Source organism: Streptomyces sp. NPDC002690 (assembly GCF_053592415.1).
Genome location: NZ_JBSFVR010000245.1, coordinates 1 through 11,328, shown reverse-complemented (window position 1 = coordinate 11,328; position 11,328 = coordinate 1). Strand labels below are relative to the sequence as shown.

The window sequence follows — 11,328 nt, the reverse complement described above, 5'->3', positions numbered from 1 at the left end:
GAGGATCATCGGCATCGTGAAGAGGACGTCGGGGCGCCAGGTGTTGAGATTCTCGGGGAGCCACCAGGCTCCGCCGGGTGGGCGCCGCCGCGCGTCAGACTCCGCGTGGCGGGCCGTCCGCGGGGAGGACGTCCCGGTGCGTGCGGGTCCGCCGGTCCTCGTAGGTCACCCGCCAAGCCGGGCCCAGTTCGGCGGACGCCTGCCGGGCCAGTTCCTCACCGGTCCGCCAGAAAGCGGCCTCCGCCTCGGGAGAGGGGAAGGCGGACGACGCGGGATCGTCCTGGACCAGAATCGCGTCGAACTCGGCGCTCCAGGCCTCCAGCCTCTCCGCCAGCCGGGCCGTCAGGCCGAAGAGCGGATCACGGGGTGAGACGTTGTCGAACGCGTCCGGTATCCAGAGCGCGTGGCATTCGTAGTCGGCCATGACCCGCAGCAGCCGGGGCACGGGCGTCGGCGGCTCCGGTGAAGCCACCGGTCCGCCGGTCACGACCGCCCCGCGGCAAGCTCCGGAGCGTGTGCCGGGGCCTGCACCGGGACGTGCGCCAAGACCTGCGGCGCCTCGGCGGGCGCCGCCGTCTCCGCCGCCCTCGACGCCCGGCCGGTTCCCACGATCCGGTCGCTCTCCCCCGGCCCGTCGCCCGCCGACGCCTTGTCCCCCGTCAGGTTGCGCATCAGCAGCCAGTAGCCGAGGGCGGTCACCGTGCCGAGCACGGCGCAGGTCATCCAGAGCCAGGACGCCCCCCAGTGGTCGATCACGACGCCGGACATCAGCGGGGCGACCAGCGCCGCCACCGACCAGGACATCGAGTACACCCCCTGGTAGCGGCCCCGGCCCTCGGCCGGCGACAGCTTCACCACCAGTCCGGACTGGGTCGGGGCGTTGACCATCTCGCCCAGGGTCCAGACACAGACCGTCAGCGCGTACGCGGCGACCGAGCCGGCGAAGGCCGTCAGCCCGAACCCGTATCCGGCGAGGAGGGTCGAGACGATGAGGAGTTGACGCGGGTCACGGTGTTCGATGAACCGGGTGAGAGGGAGCTGGAGGACGACGATCAGCACGCCGTTGACGGCGATCGCGGTACCGAAGTCGGAGCTGGTGAGCCCGTCCGCGCCCATGGCCACCGGCAGGCCCACGTAACCCTGCTGGGTGATCAGCGCGACCAGGAACGACAGCCCGACCACCCCCATGAACCGCCCGTCCCGCAGCACGTCGGCGAGCCGGACGCCGGCCGGGGACGAGGCCCGCCCGCCGGTGGCCGACGCCACCGGAGCATGGTCCGGCCGCGACTCCGGCACCCTCAGGAAGACGACGGCGGCACAGCACAGGGTCAGCGCCGCCTCCACGAGGAAGCCGATCCGGTAGCTGTACTCGGCGATGAACCCGGCCCCGGCGGAGGAGACGGCGAAACCGAGGTTGATGGCCCAGTAGTTCAGCGAGAAGGCCCGTACCCGGTCCTTCGGCGCGACGATGTCCGCCATCATCGCCTGGACCGCCGGACGCGAGGCGTTGCTCGCCATACCGACGACGAACGCGACGCCCGCGATGGCGACCGGGTTCTCCATGAACCCGAGCACCGCCACCGAGAGAGCCGTCGACACCTGCGCGATCAGCATGGTCGGCCGCCGCCCGAGCCGGTCGGCCATCACCCCGCCGGCGAGCGAGGAGACGACCCCGCCGAGGCCGTGCAGGGAGGCGACCAGACCGGCGTACGAGGCCGAGTAGCCCCGGTCCAGGGTCAGGTAGAGCGCCATGAAGGTGGCGACGAACGCGCCGAGCCGGTTGACCAGCGTGCTGGTCCACAGCCACCAGAACTCCCGGGGCATCCCGGACACCGCGCCGTGCGCGGCTCTTCGTAGACCGGTGACGGACGGCATGCGGGTACCCCCAGGGTGATGCGCAACAGTGCTTCGGAGCAGCTGCGGAACAGAGCGGAACAGGTATGCGGGACGAAGCCGCACGGACCTGATCGGTAAGCGGTACGGCAGCTGATCGAACATTACGAAGGACGGCTTCCCGCCCGCCACTCGTTTGACGGCTGCCGTCAAACGTCCGGCTCCGGCACCCCCCGCGAAGGCGCCTCATGTGGGCTGCGCACCGCTCGCCTGTGTACCTGTTTGTCCGTCCAGTGGCCGGACGCGCGAAGGGGGTACAGGTTCGATTACGCTCGGGCTCATGGCCGACGCGACGTACAAGCTGATCCTCCTCCGCCACGGCGAGAGCGAATGGAACGCGAAGAACCTGTTCACCGGTTGGGTGGACGTGAACCTCACCGAAAAGGGCGAGAAGGAAGCGGTGCGCGGCGGTGAGCTGCTCAAGGACGCCGGGTACCTCCCCGACGTCCTGCACACCTCCCTCCAGAAGCGCGCCATCCGCACGGCGCAGCTCGCGCTGGAGTCCGCCGACCGCCACTGGATCCCCGTCCACCGCTCCTGGCGGCTGAACGAGCGCCACTACGGTGCGCTCCAGGGCAAGGACAAGGCGCAGACCCTCGCAGAGTTCGGCGAGGAGCAGTTCATGCTGTGGCGCCGCTCCTACGACACCCCGCCGCCGGTCCTGGAAGACGGCACGGAGTTCTCGCAGAGCGACGACCCGCGTTACGCGACGATCCCCACCGAGCTGCGCCCGCGCACCGAGTGCCTCAAGGACGTCGTCGTCCGCATGCTGCCGTACTGGTACGACGGCATCGTCCCGGACCTGCTCGACGGCAAGACCGTCCTCGTGGCCGCCCACGGCAACAGCCTCCGCGGCCTGGTCAAGCACCTGGACGGCATCTCCGACGAGGAGATCTCGGGCCTCAACATCCCGACCGGCATCCCGCTCGTCTACGAGCTCGACGCCGACTTCAAGCCGGTCAAGCCGGGCGGCACGTACCTCGACCCGGACGCGGCCAAGGCCGCCATCGAGGCCGTGAAGAACCAGGGCAAGAAGAAGTAGTAAGCCCAAAGCGAGCCCTCTACCTGCGGTTTGTCCGCGAGTAGGGGGCTCGTTTCTGCCCTGGGGCCGTCGCTGGGCCGTCAGGTGCTCGCTCGGGCCGTGGCGAAGACAGCGGCACCAGCCGATCGGGTGCGTCCCTGGAGGGCATCAGGTGTGCGTACACGCGGAGCGTGAGCCCGGGGTCGCAGTGGCCGAGGTACTCCGCGAGAGCCTTGACGTTCTCCCACGCGTCCAGGAGCACCGACGCGTAGAAGTGCCGCAGGGCATGCATTCCGTTCTCCCGCGATTCCGCGTGCGGCTTCCCTTTCTCGGGCACGGGGATGACGCCGGCCGCCGCCAGGGAGGGCTTCCACGCTTCGCCGTTGAGCGACGTGCGCCAGACATGGCCACCGCGAGGCCCGAAGAAGATCAGCCGCTTGGTCACCGACGGCCCGTCCGCGACCTTCCGAGGCAACGTGACCTCGACCGGCGGCAAACGCTTCATGTGGGATCACAGCACAACGACAACCGGCGCCGACAGGGGGGAAATCGAGCCAAGCCCATCCGGATCGCTGCACCGATTGCCCCGTTTGGTCAGGGGGTAAGTGCGCGTCGGGTGAGCCAATGTGCGCGCCCCTCGGGATCATGTGCGCGTGCCCCAGGCCCCAGTGCATGGCGCCGCATATGCCAAACGCGGAGAACACCAGGTCAGGAGGCTGCACGTTGAGATCGATCACACACCGCGGCGACCAACTCGTGGGCATGGTGGAGGACAGCTGAATAACGCTTCCGGTGCCTCGTGTGCTGGTCAGCCGCTGATACGTTCCGTGGCCATGAAGAGGCCCCGCCCCCTTCGTATCGCCAGGCCAGGACGGGCCGAACCGCACCTCGTGCAGAGGTACGCCAGGAAGGAACGGCATGAGCGACATCCCTCCCCCCTCCGAGTCTGGCGGAGGGACAAACGGCAGCACCGCTTCGTGGACTGCCGTTCTCACCAGCATCGGCACCTTGCTCGCCGGAGTCGGCGCCGTCATCGCAGCGCTGCGATGACAGGGCAGTGGAACGGCGCTTACGTGGCGCGAGACTCCAGCGTCCTGAACCTGGGCCGTCTCCGGGCTGTCCGATGCCGATCGACACCGGCAGCCAATGACCGATGACGACCAGTCAACGAGCGCCTTCCCGAGCCTCAGAGCTGTAAAGACGCGGTCCCTCATGATCGGCGACAAGACCCGGGGCAAGAAGAAGTAAATTCTGCGACCGTGCCCCCGACCTGCGCGTACGGCGCGGGTCGGGGGCATTTTCGTGGCCGGAAGCGGCCCCGCCGCAGGTCGCGGACGTTTCCCCGGAACCCGAGGCCGTGATCGGCCGGCCGGGGTCCGCTCTCCCGCACGGTGGAACCCGTACGGGAGCCGGTCCGGTGCCGCCCGAGCAGGTGTGCGGTGCCGGCGAACTGCCCTAACCTCACCCGTCATGACAATGGATCAAGCGGGGCAGGCCGAATCCGCGACCTCGGACACCGCCTTGTTCGAGTACCTCCCGGCCGCGTCTGACTACGACAAGGCCCTGAGGCGGTTCACTCTCAGGACCCGGCACGGACTCATCGGATCCCTGCTGATTCCCGCCGTGTTCGCGACCGCGGTACTCGTCTCACGGGCATTGTGGCGGCACTTCGACACGACGGAGACGATCGCCGCCGGCGCGGCCTGCGTCGTTGCCCTCTTCTACGTGCGTCAGCGCGTCCGCGCCTCTCGGGTACGGGGCCAGTACGACACGCACGCGGCCCTCGGCCCCTGCCGCACGACGCTCACCGCCGACGGGCTGACCACCACCGGCTCGACCGGGGAGGTCAGCGCCTCCGGCTGGAACGTCTATCCCTGGTGGTTCGAGACGCCCGAGCTGTTCGTCCTCACGGGGAGCGCGGAGTACTTCTTCGTACTGCCCAAGCGCGGCGCGAGCACCCCCGAGGACCTGGACCGGGCCCGCGCGCTGTTCACGCGGCACCTCCGACGCGTCTGAGCGCCGCCGGAGCACCTCCGGCCGCTCACGCCTCCCGGCGAACTCCTGCCGCAGCCCCGGGTGTGGGCCGATCGGCCGTGCCCGCCCCTCACGAAGGAGTAACGGCCGCAACTACCGGCCGCCCGAAGCTGTCTTGCCGTTCATGAAGATTTCGTTCCTCATCCACAACGCGTACGGGATCGGGGGGACCATCTCCACCACGTTCAACCTGGCTCACGCACTGGCCGAACGGCACGAGGTGGAGATCGTCTCGGTCAACCGGCACCGGGACACGACCGCGTTCACGCTCGATCCGCGCATCCGGCTGCGCCCGCTGATCGACCTGCGGCAGGAGAAGGACCACCCGCTGTTCGGGCAGCCGTCGAAGGCGTTCCCGCGCGCGGAGTACCGGTACGGACAGTACAACGCGCTGACGGACCAGCGGATCGCCGAGTTCCTGGCGGGGACGGACGCGGACGTCGCCATCGGTACGCGGGCCGGCCTCAACGTGCACCTCGCGCTCCAGGCCCCCGACCGCACGGTGCGGGTCGGGCAGGAGCACCTCACGGTGGAGAGCCATCCGCCCGCGCTGCGCCGCGTGCTGCGCCGGGCGTACCGGCGGCTGGACGGGCTGACCACCGTCACCGACGCGGACGCCGCCGCCTACCGGCGGACGATGCGGCTGCCGGGCGTACGCGTCGAGGCGCTGCCCAACAGCGTGCCGGACCCCTCGCTGCCGCCTGCGGACGGCAGTGCGCGGGTGGTGGTCGCGGCGGGACGGCTGGTCCGGGTGAAGCGGTACGACCTGCTCGTCGAGGCGTTCGCCAAGGTCGCCGCAGAGCGCCCCGACTGGCAGTTGCGGATCTACGGGCGGGGCGAGGAACACGACCGGTTGCGGCGACTGGTGGACGAACTCGCCCTGCACAACAACGTGTTCCTGATGGGTGCGGCCGCCCCGATGGAAGCCGAGTGGGTCAAGGGGTCGATCGCCGCGGCGACTTCCAGTTTCGAGCCGTTCGGCATGACGATCGTCGAAGCGATGCGCTGCGGTCTGCCCGTCGTGAGCACCGACTGCCCGCACGGCCCCGCCGAGATCATCCGGCCCGGCGAGGACGGCCGCCTGGTGCCGGTCGGAGACCGGGACGCGCTGGCCGCTGCCCTGCTCGACCTCGTCCGCGACGACGATCTCCGCCGCCGGATGGGCCGCGCCGCGCTGGACAACTCCCGCCGGTACGCCCCGGGTCCGGTCGTCGCGCGGGCCGAGGCCCTGTTCGAGGAGCTGGTCGCGGCCCGGACCACCGGGTGCCCCGCCGTACCGGCCACCGGCACGACTCTCGCGCTGGGCCCGCGCGGGTACGCCGCCCGGGACACCCTGGAGACGGCGGCACGCACCCTGCTCAAGACGGTACGGAAGGCGAAGCGGCGATGACGGAGACGAAGGCCACGGACGGCGGCACCGCCCCGGTGCGGGACACGTCCACCACGCCCGGGATCGGCGAACTCCCGCGCGCCGACTGCACGGTGGACCGGGACGGACGGATGGAGGTGCGCCTGGGGCTCCGTACGGCCGAAGCGCCCCGGCTCCTGCTGCGGTTGCGCCCGCCGAAGGGGAAACCGGATTCGGTCACCCGGCTGTTCGACCTGGAGCCGGAGGGGCCGTCAGGCGAGCGGGACGACGCGGCCGGCCGGAGCTGGCGGGCCGTGCTCGAACCCGGACCGCCGCTGGCGGAGGGGCGGTGGGACCTCTTCGTACTGACCGCGCCGGACGCGGAGCGTACGCCCCTGCTGGCGGGGCTGCGCGACCTGCGGGCGCTGTCGGCCGGCCGGGAGCCCGGGGCGACACCGCTGCCGCTCGCGGTGAGGGTCCCGTTCGCCACGCCGGACGGAACCCTCGCCGTACGGACCTGGCTGCGGACGGCGCACGTCGAGGTGGACCGGGTGGAGGTGGGCGCCGACTCCACGACCGTGCGGGCGCGACTGTTCGCCGCCGGGCCGGGCGTCCGACCGGGCTTCCGACCCGGCGCGGGCGCGGCGGCCCTGCTGCGCCTGCGGGGACGGGCCGGGGAGGTCCGTGAGGCCGAACTGCACGCGGACGGGCCTGACGGTCTGCGGTTCACCTTCGCCCACGGCCAGTTGACGGACACGCCCGACGGCGGTCCGGGGGTCTGGGACGTACTCGTGCGTACGGAGACGGGTGCCCGGCCGATCCGGGTGGGGCGGCTGCTGGACGATGTCGCGGACCGCAAGAGGGTCTTCGTGTATCCGGCGGTCACCCTGGACGGACTCAGGGCCCTCACCTACTACACGCTGGACAACGAGTTGTCGGTGGAGGTCACGGCAGCCTGATCCTCCGCCCGCGCCCGTGTTCCGTACCTCCGAAGGGATGGACGCACCCGTGTACTTGGGTCCTCCAGCCACTACCGTGGGGGGCGCCCGTCCTGGCGCCCCTCGCGCGGACGCGCGCCGGTTCCTGCCGACGGGCCCGGCAACGCTCGGCGAGAGCAAGGAGATCGGGGAGAGCACCATGGGCGAGTCTCTGAAGACCTTGGTCGGTGGTACCGAGGTGGAGGTACCCAACAGCATCCCGGCCATCCGCGCCGCGCTCCCCGACGAGAGACGCGACGAGTTCGACCGTGCCGTCAACGAGGCGGGCGTGCACCAGATCCACGCGGTGATGCGGCACTGGATGCTGGAAGCCGTTCCCGATCCCGAGGCCGAACGCATCCTGGACCGACTGGCCCGGGACGAGGCCGAGAGGCGGAGCGTGGCTTGAGTTTCCGTATCTCCTACGCCCCGCCGGCCGACGACACCCTGGCCAAGATGCGCGACACCGAACCGTTCCGTGACGAGATGGCCCGCACGCTGGGGCGGGCACCGTACGGCCACGGCTCCACGGCCGTGAAGGGCGAACGCGACCGCCGCGAGGCGACGGTGGCGGGTGCGATCGTCCTGTACTACGTCTCCGGCTCGGTGCTCACCGTCACCGTCGTCAGGCTGGTACCGCTGCCCTGAGCCCGGCCGGGGCGGCGGCAGGACCCGGAGCGATGCCGGACGGCCCGGCCGGGACGCCTGCACGCGTCACGACCGGGCCGCCCTCCTGCCCGACGTGACGTCAGGAAACCTTCTTGACCTGCGCGTCCACGACCGCGGTCGGCTGCTCCAGCTTGACGTCCTGGCCCATGGCAGCGGCCATGTTGATGGTGGTGAAGGTGCTCACCGTGCTGCCCTGGCGCATCACCACGAGGCCGAAGGGGATCTTCGTGCCTTCCTGCTCCGCGACCATGTCCCACGCCACGGCCTCTTCGCCGCCGGAGACCTTCGCTTCGGTGATCCCGGAGAGCTTCTGCGCGTCGCCCTGCACGGTGGCGGTGAAGCCCGAGGCGCACGCGGCGGCGGCCTTGCGGACGGCGGCGACCACGTCGGCCGCGTCGCCACCCTCGTACGAGGCCAGGTCGATCATCGTGGAACTCACGTCCAACGACTCGTTCATGGCCGCGTCGATGTCCTCGTCCGTCATGTCACCGGCGGCGTCGGCAGCGTCGGCGGCGGCGTCCGAAGCCTTCGGCTCCGTCGTCGCGGTGCGGGCGGTCGAGGCGACCGGCTTGCCCTGCGGCACCGCGAACAGCGCGTGCGCGAAGGGCAGGCACTCGGCCTTGTCGGAGGTGACGTCGGCGGCCTTGAGGATGTCCGCGGCGCCTGCCTTCTCGATCTTGTGACCCGCGACGTCGCCGTCGGCCAGCGCCACCTTCTCGAGTTCGGCGGCGGTCAGCGCCTTGACGTTGCTCGTCTTGCTTTCGCCGGACGCGGACTCCTTGCCCTTGCTGTCCGAGTCGTCCGAGGAACCGCCGCAGGCGGTGGCCAGGAGGACCAGGGAGGCCACGGACGCGGCGAGAGCGGATCGGCGGACGAGGGAAGCGCGCATGGTTCATTTCTCCTATATCGGGAGCAACAACCCTCGCTCAGGCTCCAGTTCACACCGGACACGGAAGGATCGTCACAGTCGCACTCACTCTATGGTCGAAAATTTGCTCGACCATGGTTTCCCTTCGCCGCCTCGCGTGATTGTGATTCCACTGTGATCACTCTGTGAATTCACCGACCGTTTCGGGAGCATTCATGCCTCAGAACACCTCGGAGCAGCGGACTTCCCCCACCGGAGAACCCGTCGACCCCGACGCCGGGGACCGCGCCACGGCCGCCCTGACGGCCGCCGGACTCACCGCACCGGACGTCCTCCGGCGGGAACCCCTCACCGGCGGGACGTACAACACCGTCACCGGCATCACCCTCACCGACGGCCGCGCGTGGGTCCTGAAGACCCCGCCCGCGCCTCTCTCCGGACTCGCCTACGAGCGCGATCTGCTGGTCAACGAGGTCGCCTTCTACCGCGCGACCACCGACCCCCGGGTTCCCGGGGTCGTACGCGCCGAGCTCGACCCCACCGCACCGGGCGGGCCGTACCTGATCATGACCAGCTGTCCGGGCCGGCCCTGGACCACGGTCTCCGACGCGCTCGGGGCCGACGAACGGCTGCGGCTCCGAGCCGAACTGGGCGGGGTCGTGGCGGGGTTGCACGCCGTGACCGGTACGGACGGCTACGGCTATCCGGCCGCGCCCCTGGGCCCGCTCGCCGCGACCTGGCGGGAGGCGTTCTCGGCGATGGCGGGAGCGGTCCTGGCCGACGCGGACGCGTTCGGCGCCCGGCTTCCCGTACCCACCGCGCGGGTACGGGAAGTGCTGGCCGGTGCCGCGTACGTACTCGACGACGTCACCCGGCCCGCGCTCGTCCACTTCGACCTGTGGGACGGCAATCTGCTGGTGGACGGCGAGCCCGGGAACCTGCGGCTGAGCGGGGTCATCGACGGCGAGCGCATGTTCTGGGGCGACCCGGTGGCCGACTTCGTCTCCCTGGCGCTGCTCGGAGACCTCTCCGCGGACCCGGCGTTTCTCGCGGGATACGCCGCCGGGGGCGGTGACGCGGAGTTCACCCCGTCCGTGCGGCTCCGCCTCGCCCTGTACAGCACCTACCTCTACCTGATCATGCTGACGGAGGCGGTGCCTCGCGGCTACGGCGCCGAGCAACAGGAATGGCTCCAGGCGGAGATCGCACCCCGGCTCGTGGCGGCGCTCGCCGAGGTGGAGGAAGCGACCCGCACGCGGGCATGAGCCCCGGCGCGCTCCACCGCCGCTGTGCGCCGGAGCCGCTGGGCGGCTCAGGGGCTCGTGGCGTCCCCGGGCTCGGGCTCGTCCTCGTCCCCGGGCTCGTCCTCGTCCCCGGGCCGGGGCTCGCGGGGTGTGACGTTGAGGAAGGGTGCGAACCAGGCGGACGGGCGGAGGTCGCCTATGCCGAGCCGCTGGTTGACCTCGTCGTCCGGGTCCTCCATGCCGTCCAGGCCGGCGTCGTAGAGCATCAGCACGTCGGTGTCCTGGAAGAACATCTCGGCGCACCCGTCGAAGTCGTGGTCGTCCCGGTGGGCCGGAGGGTCCGCGTCGGCGGGGAGACCGGTGGCGCCCGGCCCTCCCGGCCCAGCCCCCGGTTCCGCGGCGGCGCGTGCGTCCTCGATCGCGAGGTGCAGGGCCAGCTCCTCCGCCGTGCACGTGGGCTCGGGCCACCAGCCGTTCGCCAGATCGCTCCCGACGTCCTCCACCGCCCGCACGAACCGCCGCCGCCACGCCGCGCCGACGCCGAAGGTCACCCTCGGCAACCGCGTGAAGACCCCGGCTCTCTCGCCGAGTCCTCCCGGCGCGAGCGGGCGGTCGCCGAGCGCCCGCGCGTGGTCGAGGGCATGGCCGGCCAGCAGCCGCAGCGCCTCGTGGAGAGCCTCGGCGGTACGGGGTGTGAGCTGCCACTGGCAGCGCTCCTCGCCGCACTCCGGGTCCGCGCAGTGCGGGGCGTCCACCGAGAACAGCTCCGCGAAGTCCGGCCGTTCCGGCTCCCGCACGGGCTTCCCGGGCGGTCCGCACCGCTGGGCCGCGGAGCCCCGCAGCCACCCGGAGCCGAAGTCCGCCACCACCTCCTCACGGCTCCAGCCCGCGATCTCGTCGCCCTCCTCGACCGCCAGCCGGTACGCCTGGCTGCGGTCGGCGAGGGTGTCCGCTCCCGCCATCGCGCCCCCGCGCTCGGCGAGCCACAGGGCGGCGCCGATGAGGTCCTGCGGGTCGTGGGAGCCCAGCCGGTCGGCCGGCAGCGGTACCCAGCCCTCGTCGGCGGCCGCGTCGAGCAGTGCCCGGGGGTCGTGGACGTGAAACTCCCGCAACAGCGCGATCCGGAAGACCGGGCCGCCGAGACCGGCGAGCCGGGCGTCCAGCGGGGCGCGCGGCGAGCCACAGCCGACCGAACTCGATCTGCGGTCCTTCAACGGACGCCACCCGGTCGAACTGATCGGCGGGGTGCGCTTCCCCGCCGTCGGCGAGTGGCC

The 11,328-nt window shown here is 71.4% G+C and carries 10 protein-coding genes and 2 pseudogenes; 8 read left to right on the top strand and 4 right to left on the bottom strand.

The annotated features are described in order from the left end of the window. Positions 1 to 94 precede the first annotated feature (94 nt). Both ACWD3D_RS25560 and ACWD3D_RS25555 read right to left on the bottom strand, forming a co-directional pair. Positions 95 to 472 carry a hypothetical protein gene (locus ACWD3D_RS25560; RefSeq protein WP_451463130.1) on the bottom strand — a complete coding sequence of 126 codons (378 nt, stop codon included), beginning with the start codon at positions 470 to 472 and terminating at the stop codon, positions 95 to 97. A gap of 11 nt (positions 473 to 483) precedes the next feature. Continuing rightward, complete coding sequence (locus ACWD3D_RS25555; RefSeq protein WP_451463129.1) at positions 484 to 1,875, bottom strand: MDR family MFS transporter; 1,392 nt, start codon at positions 1,873 to 1,875, stop codon at positions 484 to 486. A gap of 298 nt (positions 1,876 to 2,173) precedes the next feature. Between ACWD3D_RS25555 and ACWD3D_RS25550 the strand changes: the two genes are divergently transcribed. Further along, on the top strand, positions 2,174 to 2,935 hold the full coding sequence (locus ACWD3D_RS25550; RefSeq protein WP_451463128.1) for a phosphoglyceromutase: 762 nt from the start codon (positions 2,174 to 2,176) through the stop codon (positions 2,933 to 2,935). A gap of 80 nt (positions 2,936 to 3,015) precedes the next feature. On the opposite strand, the pseudogene ACWD3D_RS25545 reads toward ACWD3D_RS25550, so the two are convergent. Then, positions 3,016 to 3,425 (bottom strand): annotated as a pseudogene (locus tag ACWD3D_RS25545) (site-specific integrase); the annotation flags it as partial. Between the two features lie 959 nt (positions 3,426 to 4,384). Between ACWD3D_RS25545 and ACWD3D_RS25540 the strand changes: the two are divergent. The 5 genes from ACWD3D_RS25540 (at position 4,385) to ACWD3D_RS25520 (ending at position 7,921) form a co-directional block, all read left to right on the top strand. Further along, positions 4,385 to 4,930: a YcxB family protein gene (locus tag ACWD3D_RS25540; protein ID WP_451463127.1), complete on the top strand. Its 546-nt coding sequence runs from the start codon at positions 4,385 to 4,387 to the stop codon at positions 4,928 to 4,930. A gap of 142 nt (positions 4,931 to 5,072) precedes the next feature. After that, the gene (locus tag ACWD3D_RS25535; protein ID WP_451463126.1) at positions 5,073 to 6,338 is read left to right on the top strand and encodes a glycosyltransferase; all 1,266 of its coding nucleotides are present in this window, start codon (positions 5,073 to 5,075) and stop codon (positions 6,336 to 6,338) included. Further along, positions 6,335 to 7,255, top strand: a complete 921-nt coding sequence (locus tag ACWD3D_RS25530; protein WP_451463125.1) for a hypothetical protein — start codon at positions 6,335 to 6,337, stop codon at positions 7,253 to 7,255. The genes ACWD3D_RS25535 and ACWD3D_RS25530 overlap by 4 nt, the downstream gene beginning before the upstream one ends. Positions 7,256 to 7,433: 178 nt before the next feature. Continuing rightward, positions 7,434 to 7,682: a hypothetical protein gene (locus ACWD3D_RS25525; RefSeq protein WP_328720920.1), complete on the top strand. Its 249-nt coding sequence runs from the start codon at positions 7,434 to 7,436 to the stop codon at positions 7,680 to 7,682. Further along, positions 7,679 to 7,921: a hypothetical protein gene (locus tag ACWD3D_RS25520; protein ID WP_451463124.1), complete on the top strand. Its 243-nt coding sequence runs from the start codon at positions 7,679 to 7,681 to the stop codon at positions 7,919 to 7,921. Before ACWD3D_RS25525 ends, ACWD3D_RS25520 begins: the two co-directional genes overlap by 4 nt. 100 nt (positions 7,922 to 8,021) lie before the next feature. Here the strand turns inward: ACWD3D_RS25520 and ACWD3D_RS25515 are convergent, their stop codons facing one another. Then, the gene (locus ACWD3D_RS25515; RefSeq protein WP_451463123.1) at positions 8,022 to 8,831 is read right to left on the bottom strand and encodes a hypothetical protein; all 810 of its coding nucleotides are present in this window, start codon (positions 8,829 to 8,831) and stop codon (positions 8,022 to 8,024) included. A gap of 194 nt (positions 8,832 to 9,025) precedes the next feature. On the opposite strand from ACWD3D_RS25515, the gene ACWD3D_RS25510 reads away from it, so the two are divergent. Together ACWD3D_RS25510 and ACWD3D_RS25505 are read left to right on the top strand one after the other, a co-directional pair. After that, positions 9,026 to 10,075, top strand: a complete 1,050-nt coding sequence (locus ACWD3D_RS25510; protein ID WP_451463122.1) for a phosphotransferase family protein — start codon at positions 9,026 to 9,028, stop codon at positions 10,073 to 10,075. Positions 10,076 to 11,236: 1,161 nt separating this feature from the next. Next, positions 11,237 to 11,328 (top strand): annotated as a pseudogene (locus tag ACWD3D_RS25505) (alpha-glucosidase C-terminal domain-containing protein); the annotation flags it as partial.

Excerpts from the sequence above, each read along its gene's own strand:
- ACWD3D_RS25555 (WP_451463129.1), bottom strand. The coding sequence starts at position 1,875 with ATGCCGTCCGTCACCGGTCTACGAAGAGCCGCGCACGGCGCGGTGTCC.
- ACWD3D_RS25550 (WP_451463128.1), top strand. The coding sequence starts at position 2,174 with ATGGCCGACGCGACGTACAAGCTGATCCTCCTCCGCCACGGCGAGAGC.
- ACWD3D_RS25540 (WP_451463127.1), top strand. The coding sequence starts at position 4,385 with ATGACAATGGATCAAGCGGGGCAGGCCGAATCCGCGACCTCGGACACC.
- ACWD3D_RS25535 (WP_451463126.1), top strand. The coding sequence starts at position 5,073 with ATGAAGATTTCGTTCCTCATCCACAACGCGTACGGGATCGGGGGGACC.
- ACWD3D_RS25530 (WP_451463125.1), top strand. The coding sequence starts at position 6,335 with ATGACGGAGACGAAGGCCACGGACGGCGGCACCGCCCCGGTGCGGGAC.
- ACWD3D_RS25525 (WP_328720920.1), top strand. The coding sequence starts at position 7,434 with ATGGGCGAGTCTCTGAAGACCTTGGTCGGTGGTACCGAGGTGGAGGTA.
- ACWD3D_RS25515 (WP_451463123.1), bottom strand. The coding sequence starts at position 8,831 with ATGCGCGCTTCCCTCGTCCGCCGATCCGCTCTCGCCGCGTCCGTGGCC.
- ACWD3D_RS25510 (WP_451463122.1), top strand. The coding sequence starts at position 9,026 with ATGCCTCAGAACACCTCGGAGCAGCGGACTTCCCCCACCGGAGAACCC.